The following is an 18,202-nucleotide window of genomic DNA, read 5'->3' on the forward strand; positions in this document are numbered from 1 at the left end:
ATTTAGTTTTTAACTAATTTTCCTTTTGCAAAGATACCAAAAATATTGCCTTTTAATTCCTTGTCCAGAAACGAACTATTGGCTGATTTACTTTTGTTATTTTCTTTTGTTAAAATCGTTTTTCCCTCCAAATTAAAAATGGTAAATTCTGCCTTTTTTCCAATCTCTATGTCTGCATTTTCTAACTTGAAAATAGCTCTAACATTGTTCGCAAATAAATCTGCTAATTGCTCTCCGCTTAACTCTGGGATCGCTGTATGAACGGCAGCAAATGCTGTCTGTAAAGAAATGACACCATTTTTAGCATATTCAAATTCGATCGTTTTGTCATCCCAATGTTGTGGAAAATGATGACTTGCGATAGCGTCTACTTTATTTTCCAAAACTAAAGCACGCAAAGCATCTCTATCTTCCTTAGTTCTTAGTGGCGGATTAAATTTATAATTTGAATCGTAACTAGTGACCTCCTCATCACAATACATCAAATGATGTGGCGTAACGCTGAAGGTAATATTAAGACCTTCAGATTTGGCTTGTAAGATCATTTCTGCGCCTCTTTTGGTACTGACGCCGGTGATATGTAATTTACTCTCCGTATATTTTAATAGTTCTATATCTCTTTGTATAAAAATCTCTTCACTAATTGCAGGCAAACCAGGTAACCCCAATTGTGTAGAAATAATACCTTCATTCATCAAACCATGCGCTCCAATAGAAGTTTCAAAAGGTTGTTGAATGAGAATGCCGTCAAATGATTTTACATATTGTAAAATTTTCAAGAACAAACCAGATGATTGCACAGGTTTCAAACCATCCGTAAAAGCAATTGCCCCACTTTGAAACATATCAAACATTTCTCCGATTTCTTTTCCTTCGATCTGTTTTGTTGCTCCGCCTAAAGGCAAAATATTGATAGGTAAATATGCTGATTTGTTTCTAATATATTCTACGAAAGATTTATTGTCAATGACTGGTTTGGTATTAGGAAGCACAAATACCTGCGTGTATCCACCAGCCGCTGCCGCTGCTGCCCCCGTTTCTAGTGTTTCTTTTTGTTCTAATCCTGGATCATTAAAATGTGAAAAAATATCTACAAATCCAGCACTCACTTTTAAATCTTTTTCTTCAATTATTTCTACATTATTACCTTGATTTTCAATACGATCGGCAATATTTACAATGTTGCCATTCTCAATTAAAATATCTTTATACTGTTGGAAATAAATGGATTTTTTATCTAAAATCTGAACATTACGGAATAAAACGGACATGCTATTAAATAAATTTGGCGCAAGATAACCCGAAATTTGAAATTAGCATTTATATTTGTTTCCGCAATTAAAAAATTGTAACGGGATGTAGCGCAGCCCGGTAGCGCGTTCGTCTGGGGGGCGAGAGGTCGCAGGTTCGAATCCTGTCATCCCGACTAGTAACTAATTGATTATCAATGAAATGCCTGTAAATGCAACGTTTACAGGCATTTTTTTCTTTATTTCTAGACTAAAAAAAGCCAATTAAATCTAATATTCTCGCGGCCAATTCGGAGACCAAGCTGGTGTCCAAAATTTGGACTAAGTTTGTCTTGCAAATATTTGAATTACAGTTGTTTATATAATTTAATTTGAATCGTTTTGAACTGTTTTGGAGGCCAAAATCGGTTTCCAAATCTAATTTAATTTATAACAGTTTAAATTTTAGGTTATGGCTGCACAAAAACAAACAATTGGGATTTTCTTTTTTCCAAGAAAAAACAGGACAAAAAATGGGAAATGGCCTCTTTATATCCGTATTACGGTAGATGGGGAAAGGCAGGAATTCTCCTTAAAAGAATGGATTTTACCTACATCGTGGGATGAAACAAGAGGAGCCGCTAAAGGTAACAAGCCCGAATCCAAAGAGATGAATACCTACTTGGAACAAGTGAGAGCAAAGGTAATGAATGCTTATAGGGAACTAAATGTTGAAAATAAACTGATTACAGCAGAATTACTTCGTAGAAAATTTTTAGGGTTAGATGAAACTACGGGTACTTTATTAGAGCTCATAGACTACCACAATGAAAACATGCAAAATGTACTTACCCAGGGTACTTTGAAAAACTATTATTCTACCAAAAGGTATGTGCTAAAATTCCTGAAAATGAAAAAGAAACGCAATGACCTTTATTTGTCGGAATTGAACTATCAGTTTTTATTAGAATTTGAACAATTTGTAAAACAAGTGCCTTTGAAAGACTTTGATCCTTGTCACAATAACGGCCTTATGAAACATATAGAGCGATTAAAAAAGATGGTGGGATTAGCTATAAAATTGGGATGGCTCAGCAAAGATCCCTTTGTAAATTATAAGCTTAAGTTTCAAAAATTTGATCGTCCTTATTTGAATGAATTGGAACTAAAGAATATTGAATTGGTCAACATTAACCTTCCGCTATTAAATATTGTGCGAGATTTGTTTGTTTTTAGTTGTTATACAGGATTGGCTCCCATTGATTTAGGTAAATTAAGTTTAGATAATTTAGTTATTGGTGTGGATGGTGGAGAATGGATACATACCGAGCGACAAAAAACCAAGACTATTGTCAATGTTCCATTACTACCCAAAGCCAAAGCTATTGTCGACAAATATCGGGATCATGTGGTAAGTGTAAGGAATAACCGATTATTTCCTATGCCCACCAATCAGGAGATAAACAGAGAATTAAAAATTCTAGCAGAACTATGCAATATCAAGAAATACCTGACCTTTTACATGGCCAGACACACTTTTGCTACAACGGTAACTTTAAATAATGGTGTTCCATTGGAAACGGTCAGTAAAATGATGGGGCATACTAAGCTAAGTACCACACAGGTGTATGCACGTTTACTCAATAAAAAGATTGGGGAAGATATGGCCTTGTTGAGCAATAAATTAAGTCAAACAAAATAATTTTCCAGCCTCTTGCCTCCACCATAATCCCGCTGCCGTATGGCTCGGTGTGGGGCATGTGGCGATAAAGCCCGTTGCGGTATCTGTTCCGACCAGAGGAAGGAAAGGATACCGCAACCAATTTTTTAGAACTATAATTTCTATTTTCATGGCAGACCCAATGGCTGCGAGCGAAAATCTTTTAAGTTCAGAAAAAAGCCCCTGTACTGTGTCATCCCATAGCGGAACATAGACCATAGTAATGAACATCCCATCTGCGCCAATGTCGCATTGATATATAAATCCTGTTTTTCCAATGCTTCGGCAAGGGAGCAACTGGGTGTGTCGTCCGATTGTTCCGACTGTGTGAGCAATTCTCCAAATTCATCGGTAACCATTGGCAGGCTTGCCACCGTTTGGTATTTTTCAGAGTTTGGTTGTTTAATTTCTCCGATAGTGGATAGTATAACTTGTCCTATGTTTTGGCTGTTGCCAAAATCCACCCAATACTTTGGCGTATTTCTGTAATTTCTATCGTTGGTCATTTCTTTCAGCATTTCGGCAATATCAAATCGTGCCTGTACATTATCCACACAGGTAATGTAAATGGTAGCCTTTGCGTTTTCGGGCAATCCACCGAAATTATTCCTTTCAAACTTTTGGGTTTCCGCTTTCCAATTTGTACCCATAAAACGATTGACACGGTTTATCAAAGCTACCGACTTGTACAATCCTGTTTCACTCGGTGCAAAACGCTGTCTGCCGAGATTGGCTTCCGTGATAACATCATCGTCCCACAAACGCACCTGCAATCCTGCGTGTCCCAATTCTGTTAGGCTGTGGCTCATTTCCATTAAGGCGGTCAGTACCTTTGAGCCTGTGCCACCTGCACCAATCAGATTAACCTCAATGGGATTGGTAGGACTTATTAAATAGTTGTCCGTAAAATGAACGGCTGTTTTCACTGTTTCCATTACAATAGATTTTTAAGCGTTTTGTTATTCGGTTTCAATACTTCTTTTGGGAAGGGTTTATCAGTATTTACAAGCTCTTTCCATACAATAACACAATTACCCTTTATGGGATTATGATTGCCTAACAAATGGCTGAAATAGGAATTGAAAAAATAATATTCCCAAGCCTGTATAAATTCTTCTACCGAAGCGGACTTTTTAATATCAACGCTTACCGTTCCCATACAGACTTTGCCGTCTTCATAGATGTTGAAATAAGGCGTATGATATAATTTTGTCTTTTCTGTTGGTCTTCTATCACTTGAAAGGGCAAACACACTCAAACCGTCTTTACTCGCTTTCCAAAGCATAGGCGGTACTTGTGCCTTTCCATTGGGTATGTTCAAACTTTCCACAAAGTACAGTTGCTTTTGCTGTGCTTTGGTGTACCAAATTACCGCACCTTTTTCCGCATTGGGATTGATGTGTAGAATATTGGTAGGCAATATTCCGTTCGACTTTAAAAAGGCTTTGTGTTTCTCCTGTTCTGTATTGAGTGCCTTTGCCAAAACATTCGCTTCCTTTACGGTCAAAGGGTGTGCGTTGATAGGATTGCCGTTTTTGTCCATATCAAAATGCTCTACATAAACATCGGTATTACTTCCTTTGGTTTCATAGAATACCAAAGCCGATTTTGGGTGGTACAATGTGCCAAAGTCCTGTGTTATATCATTAATCGTTTCCATAGTTCCAATTTTAAAAGGTGTGCAAAATGTCGCTTAACCTGTGCAGTAGTTCAAACAATCGGTTTTCAAAACAAAGGTTGTTGGCGGTTATATCCCTGCCGTCAAACTCTTTTCGGATAATGGGTTCTTGCATTTGTCCGTACTCCTGCATTTCATTGTTAACCGATTCTATAAGGGTTTCATTTAGCCAACCTTTGTGGTCTGCATAAAAGGAAATGTACTTTTCCATACCGATGATGTTTTCCCTGTCTTCCTCCGATGCTTCTCCGTTGGGTTTAGCATTGCGGAATACGTTTTCATTCGGATAGGTCTGATAAAGGGCAAAGGCTTCTTTTGCTACGGTCAAGCACTCATTATCAAAATCGTCTTTGGCTTTAAAATTATTGATACGCTGTTCAAATACGGTCAGATTGATACGGTTATAAATCCTCTGTTCTATATAATCCCCGATATATTCGGCTTGCTTTATCTCGGTAAGATAAACGGCTGTTTCGTCCGTATAATCGTCCTGTTCCACCCAATCGTTCATCATTTCATACATCCAATACAGATAGCTTGCTTCCTGCCTGTAATACGGAATATCCGCTATATGGTACAGATAGGCACAAACAGATAACAACAAATGGGCGTTTCTTTTCCGTTTACGGCTGTGCAACATTCGGTATAAGGAAGCAACGGGAATGTAAAAGAGTGTTGAGCCTGTATTGTATCGTTCCTCGCTCACAAAATAGGTTTTCTTACTATTCTGTACCAAACGGATTTCTTCCCAATCCAAAACCTTTTGTTTCAATTTTTCTTCCATATCCGATATAGCCAAAGCCATATTGTAGGGATAGGAAAATTGTCGGGTCTGCATCGGTTCAATTTGGTAATGCTCTGCCAATTTGGAAAAGGACTGATAAAAATCCCTTTCCGTTTTGTCTGATTTCCTGCAAGCGGGTACGGTTTTCGTTTCTTTCAGTTTAGGCAGAAACGTACACTTTAGAAAACCATTGGCAACATCGCTGTTGGTACTGATTTGCGTTTGTCTTTCCGTACTTCGTTTGCGTCCTTTGGCTTTTGCATCCAATGGGCGAACTCGTTCAATTGGCGGTGCAACTGCCGTTGTCGTTGCTGCTCGGGTATTTTGATAGTTCCCGATATGATGTTGCGTTGCATAAGTCATTGCTTTAAGTATTTGGTTTAACCTTTCGTTCCCATTACGCTCTCAAATTTGTACTCTACTGAATCATCTTTTATTTGTGGTGCAGATGCTTTTGCCGTTGTGAGTATCGGGTACATATTGGCGTAAAAATTCATGACGGCTTCCACGCTCCATTTGGGTTCTGGGTCGGTCAGCCTGATGTCCTGTCCTTTATCTTTGAGTATAAACACTCGTTCTAATTGCGTTGCTAATAACATAATGCTCGTTTTTAATCGTTAATACTCTGTTTCTTCTTCGTCCGTTTCATCAATGGGATAATCGGCTGTAACTTCTTCCGTTTGTGGCGGTTCGGGTTGCGGTTCTTCCGCTTCTCCGAAAAGGTTTGGTGTGGCGAATTTTGCAGACAATGCCGTTTTTCGTTTGCGTATCTCGTCCGCTTTTTCGGGAAACTCTGCTATGTCGGGAACTTTCATCCACGCATCACGGAATTTGCCCTCTTTTTCGAGTTCGTTAGCCTTTGCCATTCCGTCTTTAAACTTCTTGTCTTTGGCTTCTTTTTCCTTTTTGGCTTTCTCGGTCTTTTCTTTCTCCATTGCCGATTGTTGTTTGACAATTTCCATTTGCTTTAGGAATTTTTCCATATCCACCATTACACCCGAAACGGTTTTGATAGGTGCTTTTATCTGCTCAAAAAATCCCTCGTCAAACTCTTGGGGCGTGGCGTTAAATGTCAATGGGGAAATAAGGTTTTTGGCGTTATCTCCGCATTGCTCGTTGTTGAGCAAAACCGATACGATTAGGTTGTTTTCTATTCCTTTGGAAATGTTCAGTTGCAAAACTCCTGTAAAGTCCAACTGCTGTATCTGATTGAAAAAATGGGTATTCATCGTTTTATAGTTTTAAGGATTGATTTTTTATTGTTTCGGTCATAGTTGACTTGATAGCCGTTGGTTTCGATAATTCCCTGCAAGAGGTTTTTGGCTGCGGTGGCATCCATGTCATCGTCTTTGGTCATGTTCAAACAGTGCAGCCGTTCATACATTTTGACCATAGAGCCCAGTATCGACAAGGCTTTGTATTCCGTTTTATTGCTTAGGTTGCTCATCGTTCTGTTTTGATTTTAAGGTTAATAATTTACCCAGCAAATCTGACCAATAGACTTTCTGTTTTTCATTAAACTCAGAATATGCACCACCGACCTGACTATAAGCGACAAATGCCGCAGACTGCCGTATGGCTTCGTCCAAATTGGTGACTTCCAACTCGAAGCCGTTTTTATCTGTTACTTTCATTTGTTGTACAATTTTTATAGTTGCTTTTATAGTCTGCTACAAAAACAGTTTTAAATTTTCTGCTTCCTGTTTGTTCTCTGCTGTTAGCGGTTGCCACTGCTGCGCCATTTATAGTATGCAGTAGTAAATAATCTTTGCCAGTCGGTAATCCTCGGGCGGTTCACTTTCCAAATCCAGTGCGCCACATTCCAATGCTTTTTTAAATAGATTTTCTATTTCCGCTTGTGGCGGATTTTGTTGCATCAGTTCTTTAAAGCGTTGTGTTAATTCCTTTCGTGTCATAACTTTATTTTTTTTAAGACAACCGCCTTTTGGAGGGCTGTCTGTTAGATAAATATTGCTAGTTCATGAGTAGGATTTCATTACCATGCTTTGCAAATGCGCTGCACAAGTCCAACGCCTTTTGCGCTTTCATGGCTGCCGTACCGCCATACACCAAAGATTTTAATTTTGCTTCCTCATCTTTATAGCTTTTTACGTTTTGGTAAAACCCGGTTATACTATTGTAGCATCCGAAAACCGTACCCTTTGTAGTGTCTAACTGCTGCGTTTCTGCCGTCATCGCATAACTAAACACTTCTTCGCATTGGTTTTTGAATACGGTAGACAGGTCGCTGTATTGTTTTTTGTGAAGTAACTGCAATGTTTCTTTGTTGGGAGCCATTGCCATTTCAATCAGTCTTTTGACTTCTTTGTCCGTAATACGAACCTTTGCAAAATGGTTAAAGGTTTCTTCCATCGCCTCACTGTTGGCGGTGGCGATGCCCATAACTCGGTGCGCTTCCACCAGTCTTTGCGCTGCACCATTGGTATGGCGGATACGTACCACATTACTCATATTTTTGAGTGCTGCATTTAACGTATTATTGCAGACTACACGCACGGGCGTAAACGCTGCGGTAATGCTACCGCTGCCGTCATGAGAGGTCGTGAGAAAAAGATACTGTTCTATATAATCATTACTGCCCACTTTGATATAGTCGGGGAGTTTGGCGGTTATAAAAATGCGTTCTCCCTTTCCCAAAGCTCCTGCGGTCTCGTACAGGATGCCATTTCCACCGCCCACAATGGCGTCAAAGAATGCGAAGGCTTCGCGGTTTTGAATGATGCTATAATCATTGCCTACCACGCCTAAAGGTTGGTTGGTGTCGGTGCGAAGCGTGGCAAATGCATTGGGAACTAAAATATCTTCGGCTTCCAAGAGTTCGCCACTATCTCCGATACTTATTGTTCTGCCATTGGTAAACAATGGGGATTTAATAACCTCAAAATCAAGCCCTGCCAACTGCATGGCATCTGCACTGGTGGGGGAATCTGTGACTATCTGCCCTAATCCGTGCCATGCTTTTTCCTTAACCGAAAAGAATGAGTATTTACCTGTAATGCTGTTGAAATTTAAATTATGTGCCATGATTTTATTAATTATGAGTTATGAATTAAGAATTAAGAATTAAGAATTAAGAATTAAGAATGATGAATTAAAAAGGGAGGTCGTCTTCTGCTGCGACTACTACGGGTTTTAGTGCTTTGCTGCCTTTGCCGGGTTTGGTTTCCTGCGGGCTGCTACCGTTTGAGGGGTTGCCACCTCCTAAGATTTTAATTTCATTAACGGTAAAAGAAAGGTTAGCCCTTGCATTGCCTTCCCTGTCCTGCCAGATGCGGGGTTCGTTGAGCCGTCCTGTAAGCTGTACGATTGTTCCTTTTGTGAGATAGGGCGCAATGGCGGTGCTGCGCCAATAGCTGCAATCAATGAAGGTGACTAAGGTCGTTACATTGGTATCGCCTTTCTTTTTGTAACGGTCGTTAATGGCAATGGTAAAGCCTACCACCTCTTTGCCTGTTTCTGTTGTCCTGACCTGTGCGTTTGCGGTCAGCCTGCCTGTGATTTCCATGATACTGTATTTTAATTGTGACCTGATTTTTTTCTTTTCACCAGCCCCTTTTTCATAAAGGTTTGCTGCCTGTGGGTTCGGAGGACTGATGTACGTTTTCATTTCTTTCGGTTTTTGTGTAACAATGCCACAAGCCCGTGTGCCTCGCCTGCGAACAGACCGTGGAATACCGGAGCGAGGAACGAGTGAGGATATGCCGCGAAAGTTGTTTGCAAGCACAATGCCGCGGGCTTTGCTTTGTGCAACAAATAAACCGATAAGGGAAAACGCAGGTAGACGGACCGTGCAGTATGCATGGACGGAAAACAGGAAATGGGAAAATATTTTTTTATGACCGCTAACGGAAAGGCGGTGCTGTGTTGTTTTTATTAAAAAACAAACGTGCCCCAACAAAAGACAGGCCTTCAATTAAAGCCGGATATACTCTTTCGGATACCTGCATTTCCGATAAAAGCAACAATGAAAGGAAACTGGCAACTGCTAAAAGAAGCTATCCAGGTTTCTTCGCCGGAGTTCTATGCAGTTATAGAAGATCTACAATTAGAAGAATTAGATAAGCAACCTGAGAAAATACAGTTTACGCTTTGGAAATATTTTAACCGGGCAAGATTCCGGGCAACACCGTATGGTCTATTTGCTTCTGTAGGCATGGCCAAATTGGACAATGCACATCATGAGGGCATTACCTTATCAGAAACCAAAGCTGTCAAAAGCCTGATCGATTGGGCTTATAAGGATAATGAGGCAATGTCCTACACATTCGAGGATCTCCTCCGGGAAAACAAAAAAGTATTTTCCAATAGCAGTTATTATCGCAGTGCAGGAGATTTACGCTATCTCTCTTGTTCGGAAGGAAAGTTTGAACTGTCCGATGTGGGCTATTCTGAATTTATAGAGACTGTACTGAAATACTGCACAATACCCGTTCCGATCCATGAAGTCATTACCTATCTGGAAAGCCAACCAAAGTCCATGTTATCCGGCAGTATTCCCGAAATACTCGAAGAGATGATTGTCCTGCAACTATTGTTTACCGAAAACGATACAAACGTAATAGGTACGGACTTTTTTGAAAGAAGAGGGGTGGAAAATGAGGACAACAAAGTGAATATTCCCCAATATCTGATTCCTAAAAGTAAAATCGAACATGGTAGTGTGCTAATAGAAAGCTTCAAACATTTACCTGAATTAGCCCTAAAACTCGCTACATTAAACGGGATTAAAGAATCCGACGACTTAATCCATTTCAAAAAACAGTTCCAACATAAGTTTGAAGGAAATGAAGAGCCGTTGATGGTTGCACTAGATCCGGAGCTCGGTATTGGTTATGGAAATCTGGAACAAACGGCCAATAGTGAAGACTTGATTGAAAAGTTCTTACTACCCTTTAATGCGCCCGAAAAAGAACCCATTGCCAAACGTTTTTTGTTGGATCATGCAGACAATAACTGTTTCAACGGAGTAATTGAAATTGAGTTGGATAAACTGTTCCAAAAGCTACCGGAAAAGGAGACCGTCCGTTTGCCTAATACATTTCCTGCACTCGTTAAAATAGTCGACGATAAAATCATATTGGAGTCTATGGGCGGAGCCACAGCTAACAGTTTACTCGGGCGGTTTTCTGTGGCAGATGAACGTATTGAAAATCATTGTACGAAAATAGCAGTTTTGGAAAGTAACGCCAATCCCGATGTATTGTTTTTCGATGTCGCTTATATGGCAGAAGCAAAAGTGGATAATATCAACCGAAGAAAACAGCTTTATCCTTTGACGCTTTCCATTTTACAGTTTGACACATCCGAACATCCACTTACACTGGAAGATATATTCATTAGCCTCCATAATGGAAATATCGTCCTCCGTTCCAAAAGTAGGAACAAAAGGCTGGTTCCAAGAATAGCCTCTGCCTACAACCATATCCGTTCCGATTTATCGCTGTTCCGGTTTTTATGCGACCTGCAATTTCAGGGACTGAACACGCGATTAGGTTTTGTACCGGAAACCTATTTTCCTAAACAACGCTATTATCCCAGAATTACGTACAAGAATATCATCGTTAATCCTGCGCAATGGGCACTCAAGGAAGAATTCTTAAAAGATAAAAGTCTTACCGATTATCTAAACGAAATTCAGCTGTCTCGACACTTTACAGTGGGCAATTCAGACCAGACTTTACTGTTTGATAAAGAAAGTCCCGAAGATCTACAAATGCTGGTTTTGGAATTGGCTAAAAAGAAAAAGATGTTTTTGAAAGAGGCTTTTATTCCGAACGATGCCGTATTTAAAGACTTAAAAGGCAATGGGTACAATGGGGAACTGGTTGTAACTCTTTGTCATGAAAACCGGGTTTACGAGCCGGTTATATCCCGGGTTTCACAGGAACCATCTAAAAATCCCATAGAAAGAATCATTCCACCCGGTAAGGACTGGCTGTATTGGGAAATCTTCTGCCATCCGGCAAGAGCTAATAAAATACTTCAAGACTACATCCAACCTTTTATACAACAACATAAAGCGCAAATAGTCACTTGGTTTTTCATTCGTTACAATGAAGGCGGCGCTCATTTAAGGTTTCGTATTCAGCTAAAAAATCCATTGGACTATCAAATATTGACATATTCATTTACATCCATGCTACAACCTGCCATAGCATCCGGTATTGTATCAGACCTTCGATTGTGTACCTATAAGCGGGAAATGGAACGTTATGGCATGGATTTAATGGAAGCAGTTGAGCAGCATTTTAGGGAGGATAGTACGTTCGTCCTTTCCTTATTGGATACGGTGTTAGATGACCGGGAGTTGTATCGATACTGCGTAGGTTCCGTTTTCTATCTGAAACAAAAGAAAATCTGTCCTCAAGATCCATGGGAAGATATAGCAGGTCAGGCTTTTGAGTCCTTCCGTCTAGAACATAAAATCACGCCGCCTGAAATCAAACTATTGAATCAGGAATATGTTGTTTACCGGAATAGCCACCCAACAAAACTCAGTGAGGTACAGGAAAAACAGCAAATACAGTTTCAACATTCCATGTATCAAATATTGGCTCAATGTCCACAAGAGCGGCGTGTGCGTTTGTTTCGGGATTTATTGCACATGCATATCAATCGTTTGTTTCCCGAAAATCCCCGTACCCATGAAATGGTATTTTACTATCTGCTGGATCGGGAACTCAAAAGGACGAAGCATACACAACTATAATTTTTTAATATTCAAAGACAATAACCATGTTCCATAAATTTCTTTTTCTTTTGTTTATTACCGTTTCTTTCCATCCATTCATACATGCGCAGACTCAACAAAAAGATAAAAATAAATACCTCCATATTGGCGATACGATACCAGATTTTGAGTTTGCCATTAGTGGTTATAAAACAAAGGCAGCAAAGATGTCGGACTTTAGAGGAAAACCGGTGATACTGGACTTATGGGGTGTACATTGTAGTTCCTGCATTAGTGGAATGCCCCACATGGAGCAGTTACAAAAGCAGTTCGGGGATTCGATTCAAATCATCTTAGTCACCCGTGACCCTACCGAACAAGTAGCCTCCCTGAAAAAACGTTCTGAAATCTTACAAACGGTGCAACTACCATTTATCGTTGGGGACAATACCCCTGCTAAATATTTTGACTATACATTTGTACCACAGCATATCTGGATAGATAAACATGGCGTAATCCGATCCATCGCCAATGCGGAAAATGCTAATGTGAGCAACATTCATAAATTTATCCATCAGGGCACGACAGATCTAAAGGAGAAAAAAGACTTATTGATTAACTCTGAAATCCCACTGATTAATTTCTGGTACCCGTATTATAAGAAAATAGGTGTGTATAGCTATTTTACCCCTCAACAACAGGAATATGAAACCGGGTCATCAATAACAAAGCATATTCGGTCAGATTATGGTCATCGAACAAGGATTAGTAATGACGCTATCACCATTCAAAACCTTTATATCCAATCATTTTTGTCCCGTACAGAGACCAAAGATGAGTTGGCCTTTTCTAATGAACGGATTATCTGTAGGATAAAAGGTATTAAAAAGTATTATCTGGCAGATAGTAGTCATGCACAATTTACTTATGACCTGATAGCTGATAGTAGCATATCCCCTAAAACCATTTACCGGTATATGCAAGCTCAACTTGACTTGTTCCTCGGGGCCCAGTCTCATCTTGAAAAAATACCAAGACCTTGTTTTGTCATCAAGGCAGATAAAAGCAAATTGCATATAAACAATGGCAATGTTAAGCGTTTCTCAAAAACCAATCAAAATGTTTATTCAGCACAGAATTTTGTATGGTTATGGATAAAAGATATTATAACCAATAAGTATAATGGCCCCACCCATCAGGTTATTGACGAAACTGGAATAGCTCCTAATACCAAAATGGATTTAGTTTTCGACATGAACCACTGGGATAACCTGCCCTTGCTCAACAAGGAACTGGCAGCTTACGGACTGTCGGTGACTTTGGAGGACAGAATGCTGGATTGTATTGTGATAGAAGATGCTGAGGAGTAAGAATACCGAATAATAAAGGGTTGGCATTGTTTCTGTTCATTTAATTGATTAATTTTAATGTCTAAAACAAATTTTACTATGAACAAATCTGAATTAATAGACTTATTGGCTTCTAAAGCTGGCACAACCAAGACCGATGCCGGTAAAGTATTGGACGCTTTTACCGAAACTGTAACCGAAACTTTAGCCGGTGGCGACTCTGTTACCTTAATTGGTTTTGGAACATTTAGCGTGTCTGAACGTTCTGCCCGTAACGGTCGCAACCCGCAAACCGGTGAAACCATCAAAATCAAAGCCAGCAAAGTTGCGAAGTTCAAGGCCGGTAAAGTAGTTAGCGAAGCCGTAAATGCAAAGCAGAAGAAAAAAGCTACGAAATAATCCAGTTTTAATCTACTATTTTCTACAGTCCTCGTCTTATGGCGGGGATTATTATTTAAAGACATAAGATGATACACAAGGAGTGCAATGGTTTAAATAAATCCGTATACAGGCACTATTGGTACCCATATTTTAATAAAAATAAACCCAGAGGTATTAAATAGAAGTTGTAATCGATGAATGCCCATTGCAATGCGAAATATTAAATCCACACTTCAAATTTTGTATCTTAGCCCAAAATCATTTAATGAAAAGAAATGGCTGAAATTGGCATTACATACAAAAAACTTATAGATAATATTGGTTCTACTTTACAACGGACCCGTGACAACGCAGCTCGAGCTGTAAATAAAGAACTGTTAACGGCAAATTGGGAAATAGGAAAACATATTGTAGAATTTGAACAAAATGGAAAAGAAAAAGCTGAATACGGAAGCTCCTTACTAACTAATCTTTCCAAAGACCTTAAACAAGCTTATGGTAAAGGATTTGGGAAAAGCAACATCTATTTATGTCGCCAATTTTATTTGAAGTTTCCAATTTTCCAGACACTGTCCGGAAAATTGAGTTGGAGTCATTATGCAGAATTATTAACCATTTCTGACGATACATCACGTGCATTCTATGAAAAACAGTCCGAAATGGATAATTGGAGTTTTAGAGAGTTGAAACGGCAAATTGATTCCTCCCTTTTTGAACGGCTTGCTTTGAGTAAAGATAAAGATGCCGTATTGGCATTGGCCGAAAAAGGACAAATAATAGCGGAACCTAAAGACATTATCAAAGATCCCTATATTTTTGAGTTCTTAGGTTTACCCGAACAAAATATTGTAAAAGAGCGGAAATTGGAAAGCAAACTGATTGACAATCTTCAACAATTTCTACTTGAATTAGGAAAAGGGTTTTCATTTGTTGCTAGACAATTTAAAATCACCGTTGACAATCAACACTTTTACATAGACTTGGTTTTTTATCACCGTATTCTGAAGTGTTTTGTCCTTATTGACCTCAAAACTCAAAAAGTAAAGCATCAGGACATTGGGTGTAGAAACCGATGAAATTTCCCCCTTAATACCAAAATTGATTTGATCCCCGGAATGTATTAATAAACAATAAATTGCATTGGGTCTATAAAATTGGCGGAATGTGTCCATTGTCCTTGGTTTTTCCAATATGCTGCGACATAGTTATGCCACTCATTTATTGGAAGATGGTGTCAATATCGTTACGGTGAAAAATATGTTAGGCCATGCCCATATAGAAACGACAATGGTATATCTACATGTTTGCCAAATACACGAACAGTTACCTCAAAGTCCACTTGACAATGTATTTGCCTTATGCAGTCGAACCATGAAGTAGCGGATGTAATACGTCATGTAAATTTATCTCAACTTAATCTAAATGTCCATCACGAGAAAACCTTACGTACCTTGTCTTTGTGTAGAACTGCGGCATTGGGTGGTCATGTGGACGGCTGTGATAAATGTGGCAATGTCTCCATCAGCTACAATAGCTGTAGGAACCGTCATTGTCCCAAATGTCAAGGTCATAAACGATTGGAATGGATACACAAAAGAGAACAGGATCTGTTGCCTTGTACGTATTACCATGTAGTGCTTACCCTTCCTGCAGAACTCAACAAACTAGCGCTGTACAACCCGAGTTTGGTGTACAAATCTTTGTTTGAAGCGGCGTGGGCAACCTTGTACCGATTTGGCAAGACACAGCAAGTTCAGTTGGGTATGACCTGTGTGTTGCACACATGGGGGCAAAACCTGAGTTTGCATCCTCATTTGCATTGCATTGTACCTGGTGGAGGTATCGACACAAATAGAAGATGGCAAAAACAAACTAGAAGCGATAAATATCTTTTTCCCGTAAAAGCGATGAGTAAGGTTTTTCGAGCAAAATATGTATCGCAATTACGTCAAAATGGAATTACAGACAAGAAGCTCCTCCATAGTTTATTTACCAAAGATTGGATAGTGTATGCCAAACGTCCTTTTGGAGGACCGAAACAAGTGATTGAATATTTGGGTAGATACACACATAAAGTAGCGATCAGCAATCATAGAATACAAAACATCACTCCTACCCATACGAACTTTACTTACAAAGACTATAAGGATCAAGGCAAGACGAAGGAGATGATACTGACTAACCATGAATTTATCCGAAGATTTTCAATGCATATTTTACCTAAACGATTTGTACGAATACGCCATTATGGAATCTTGAGTAGTAGTTGGAAACGGGGCAAACTGCAACAACTACAAACCATGCTATATGTTGCGAGACCCGAAGTCAAGCCCAAAACGATGCTACGCAAATGCCCTTGTTGTAAAATGGGAACATTGATCACTATAGAAGTCTTCGGCAAGCGAGGACCTCCCAAGATTTACATAGTGAAAAAAACATCTGCCGCACAAGCGTGAGCCTTGTGGGTGGGGGATGTTTTGCCTATACAGACTATAAAAGCCCACCAACTAAAACGAACTACGACTATAAATGAAAAAAGCAGGTCTACAACCTGCTGACATCTCTAAAATCACAATTTGAAAAGTCCATAAGATTGTACCGGTTCCGTCCAACGGGAGTTTCATGTCTAGCCCTTCGGGCAAAACGAAACTCTAGTTATTGGCTGCTGTCTTTATTTTTTCACAATTTTTATCCAGTTTTCAATTTCTTGGAATGTTTCTTCTGAATTTTCAATCCAAGGAAAATGTCCCGCCTTGTCAATTAATACAAGTTTAGAATTTGGTAAAACGCCATGTAATTCTTGAGCGTATTTAGGCTGATTATTTGTGTCGTATTTTCCGTTTATAATCAAAATATTAGTTTTAATTTTGGGAAACAACGTTTGATAATTCAGATATTTTTTTCGTTCTTCTTCTGTTTCTACAGCATAAACATCTTTAATAGGTTTTCGTCTTCCTGCTTTCGAATTTTCTTTCACGATTGGTATTACTTTTTGGGCACTTTCTTCATCATAACACCACCATTTTATTGTAGCATCAGAAATGTCTTTTCCTTCTTCATTTATTTGAGTTTTATGTTCAATCATATAATCCCAATCTTTTATTACTTGAGCGAACCAAGCAGATTCTTTGGATCTTTCATTTTCTGCTTTTTTTCTTCTTTCAATCATTTCTTTTTGAGTCCCAACATAGCTTGTTCCTGTTAAAATTATTCCAGATGTACTTTGTGGAAATTTTAATGCATATTCTAAAGCGATTGTACTTTGGTCCGAATGGCCAAATATCCAGATTTTATCAACATTCAATTTCTTTCTTAAATCATCGATTTCCTGTACGATAGAATCTTGATTATACTCTTCTATCGTTTTTGGAGTTTCAGATTTTCCAGTTCCTCTTGGTTCGTAATATACTATTGTAAAATAGCTTTCCAGTGGTTTTAAAGTCAATTCATAACCAATTTTTCCAGAACTTAAATGTCCGACAATCATTATCGGACCATTTCCTTTAATTGTGTAGTTTAATTTTAAATCTCCAATTTTTTCAAAATAATTTCCATTTGGAATTTTGCTTTGACAACTTACAATTTTGGAAAAAGTCAAAAAGAGAATAAGTAAATTTAATATTATGAAATTCAATTTCATAAACGGTTTTATAAGATTGCAGACAACGCACCTGGCTTGACGGTTTGTGACGAAAATAGTAATTGTTCAGTTCAAATTTAGTACAAAAGTTCAATAATGATATTTAGTTGAGCCGATATTCTTTCGCCCGTCACAAAATGTCAAACTTATGTTACACGCCGTTGTGTATAGGGACTTTGGTTTATCAACCTACAAAGACAAGAATGTAATCTTGTTCTTGCTTTGCTTTTTTAATGATTGATTTAAGTTCTTCAAAATCTTCTGATATTTGTCGCATATTGAACGCTTGTTCTGTTTCGTTATCATTATGCCAAATTTCAGGATAGATACCGTTGTTGTTTAGCTCATCTGCATTATATAAAGAAATCAAATCGGTCTCGGAAATATCCGTAATAATTTCATTCAACTTCGAAATATCCGAATTGTCTAAATAAGGAATAAAAAATCCACTTTCATAAGCCTCAAATTTTTCTTCTTCCGTTAAACTTTCGAACTCTTCCTGAGCAGTTAGTTTTTGAGGATTAAATATTTCGTTTACAACTTGGATAGTTGAATCGTCTTTTCCTTTAGATAAAATATATTCAAGAGCCATAAAGGAAGCTTGAAATGTTGAATAACCTTTGGCAGAATCTGCATCAAATTCTTGCTTATTATTTAGTTCGTCAAAAGTAACTTGAGAAATTCTGTAGAGGGTTGCGGCTTGGCTCATATTCGTAATCGCTTTGTAATG

Annotated in this window: 20 protein-coding genes and 1 tRNA gene; 8 read left to right on the top strand and 13 right to left on the bottom strand. The window is 38.7% G+C overall.

Annotated features, from left to right (window positions below):
• Positions 1–2: 2 nt before the first annotated feature.
• Entirely contained in the window at positions 3–1,271 is a 1,269-nt protein-coding gene (locus E0W69_RS06130) for a dihydroorotase (RefSeq protein WP_131329151.1), read from the bottom strand.
• Between the two features lie 81 nt (positions 1,272–1,352).
• On the opposite strand from E0W69_RS06130, the gene E0W69_RS06135 reads away from it, so the two are divergent.
• Positions 1,353–1,426 (top strand) — tRNA-Pro (locus E0W69_RS06135).
• Between the two features lie 275 nt (positions 1,427–1,701).
• Positions 1,702–2,931, top strand: coding sequence for a site-specific integrase (locus tag E0W69_RS06140; protein ID WP_131329152.1), 1,230 nt, complete (start codon positions 1,702–1,704; stop codon positions 2,929–2,931).
• Between the two features lie 146 nt (positions 2,932–3,077).
• On the opposite strand, the gene E0W69_RS06145 is transcribed toward E0W69_RS06140, so the two are convergent.
• The 10 genes from E0W69_RS06145 to E0W69_RS06180 form a co-directional block, all read right to left on the bottom strand.
• A complete protein-coding gene (locus tag E0W69_RS06145) occupies positions 3,078–3,884 on the bottom strand; it encodes a PRTRC system ThiF family protein (protein ID WP_131329153.1) in 807 nt (268 codons plus the stop codon).
• Positions 3,884–4,609 carry a PRTRC system protein B gene (locus E0W69_RS06150; RefSeq protein ID WP_191967981.1) on the bottom strand — a complete coding sequence of 242 codons (726 nt, stop codon included), beginning with the start codon at positions 4,607–4,609 and terminating at the stop codon, positions 3,884–3,886. The genes E0W69_RS06145 and E0W69_RS06150 overlap by 1 nt, the downstream gene beginning before the upstream one ends.
• 10 nt (positions 4,610–4,619) lie before the next feature.
• A complete protein-coding gene (locus E0W69_RS06155; RefSeq protein ID WP_131329154.1) occupies positions 4,620–5,774 on the bottom strand; it encodes a hypothetical protein in 1,155 nt (384 codons plus the stop codon).
• 17 nt (positions 5,775–5,791) lie between these two features.
• The gene (locus tag E0W69_RS06160; RefSeq protein ID WP_131329155.1) at positions 5,792–6,010 is read right to left on the bottom strand and encodes a PRTRC system protein C; all 219 of its coding nucleotides are present in this window, start codon (positions 6,008–6,010) and stop codon (positions 5,792–5,794) included.
• Positions 6,011–6,028: 18 nt separating this feature from the next.
• Positions 6,029–6,640 (bottom strand): PRTRC system protein E, encoded by a 612-nt coding sequence (locus E0W69_RS06165; RefSeq protein ID WP_131329156.1) that lies wholly within the window; start codon positions 6,638–6,640, stop codon positions 6,029–6,031.
• The gene (locus E0W69_RS20420; RefSeq protein ID WP_150136673.1) at positions 6,637–6,858 is read right to left on the bottom strand and encodes a hypothetical protein; all 222 of its coding nucleotides are present in this window, start codon (positions 6,856–6,858) and stop codon (positions 6,637–6,639) included. Before E0W69_RS20420 ends, E0W69_RS06165 begins: the two co-directional genes overlap by 4 nt.
• Entirely contained in the window at positions 6,839–7,045 is a 207-nt protein-coding gene (locus E0W69_RS06170; RefSeq protein ID WP_131329157.1) for a hypothetical protein, read from the bottom strand. Before E0W69_RS06170 ends, E0W69_RS20420 begins: the two co-directional genes overlap by 20 nt.
• Positions 7,046–7,153: 108 nt before the next feature.
• The gene (locus E0W69_RS20425) at positions 7,154–7,327 is read right to left on the bottom strand and encodes a hypothetical protein (protein WP_191967982.1); all 174 of its coding nucleotides are present in this window, start codon (positions 7,325–7,327) and stop codon (positions 7,154–7,156) included.
• A gap of 58 nt (positions 7,328–7,385) precedes the next feature.
• Positions 7,386–8,456, bottom strand: coding sequence for a DUF932 domain-containing protein (locus E0W69_RS06175; RefSeq protein WP_131329158.1), 1,071 nt, complete (start codon positions 8,454–8,456; stop codon positions 7,386–7,388).
• Positions 8,457–8,523: 67 nt separating this feature from the next.
• Positions 8,524–9,039 carry a single-stranded DNA-binding protein gene (locus tag E0W69_RS06180; RefSeq protein ID WP_131329159.1) on the bottom strand — a complete coding sequence of 172 codons (516 nt, stop codon included), beginning with the start codon at positions 9,037–9,039 and terminating at the stop codon, positions 8,524–8,526.
• A gap of 357 nt (positions 9,040–9,396) precedes the next feature.
• Here E0W69_RS06180 and E0W69_RS06185 point away from each other — a divergent pair, with 357 nt between their 5' ends.
• From E0W69_RS06185 to E0W69_RS06210, 6 genes are all read left to right on the top strand, one after another.
• The gene (locus tag E0W69_RS06185; protein WP_131329160.1) at positions 9,397–12,141 is read left to right on the top strand and encodes a lantibiotic dehydratase; all 2,745 of its coding nucleotides are present in this window, start codon (positions 9,397–9,399) and stop codon (positions 12,139–12,141) included.
• Positions 12,142–12,167: 26 nt separating this feature from the next.
• Positions 12,168–13,472 carry a TlpA family protein disulfide reductase gene (locus E0W69_RS06190; protein WP_131329161.1) on the top strand — a complete coding sequence of 435 codons (1,305 nt, stop codon included), beginning with the start codon at positions 12,168–12,170 and terminating at the stop codon, positions 13,470–13,472.
• A 78-nt stretch (positions 13,473–13,550) separates the two neighbouring features.
• Entirely contained in the window at positions 13,551–13,850 is a 300-nt protein-coding gene (locus tag E0W69_RS06195; protein ID WP_131329162.1) for an HU family DNA-binding protein, read from the top strand.
• Positions 13,851–14,107: 257 nt separating this feature from the next.
• Positions 14,108–14,908: a PDDEXK nuclease domain-containing protein gene (locus E0W69_RS06200; RefSeq protein ID WP_131329163.1), complete on the top strand. Its 801-nt coding sequence runs from the start codon at positions 14,108–14,110 to the stop codon at positions 14,906–14,908.
• A gap of 88 nt (positions 14,909–14,996) precedes the next feature.
• Positions 14,997–15,212, top strand: coding sequence for a tyrosine-type recombinase/integrase (locus E0W69_RS06205; RefSeq protein WP_225321414.1), 216 nt, complete (start codon positions 14,997–14,999; stop codon positions 15,210–15,212).
• Complete coding sequence (locus E0W69_RS06210) at positions 15,191–16,288, top strand: IS91 family transposase (protein WP_131329164.1); 1,098 nt, start codon at positions 15,191–15,193, stop codon at positions 16,286–16,288. The genes E0W69_RS06205 and E0W69_RS06210 overlap by 22 nt, the downstream gene beginning before the upstream one ends.
• Positions 16,289–16,503: 215 nt before the next feature.
• Here E0W69_RS06210 and E0W69_RS06215 read toward each other — a convergent pair whose 3' ends face one another.
• Positions 16,504–17,472: an alpha/beta fold hydrolase gene (locus E0W69_RS06215; protein WP_131329165.1), complete on the bottom strand. Its 969-nt coding sequence runs from the start codon at positions 17,470–17,472 to the stop codon at positions 16,504–16,506.
• A 184-nt stretch (positions 17,473–17,656) separates the two neighbouring features.
• Positions 17,657–18,181: a DUF1877 family protein gene (locus E0W69_RS06220; protein WP_131329166.1), complete on the bottom strand. Its 525-nt coding sequence runs from the start codon at positions 18,179–18,181 to the stop codon at positions 17,657–17,659.
• Between the last annotated feature and the right edge of the window lie 21 nt (positions 18,182–18,202).

The organism is Rhizosphaericola mali (assembly GCF_004337365.2).
Classification (GTDB): Bacteria; Bacteroidota; Bacteroidia; order Chitinophagales; family Chitinophagaceae; genus Rhizosphaericola; species Rhizosphaericola mali.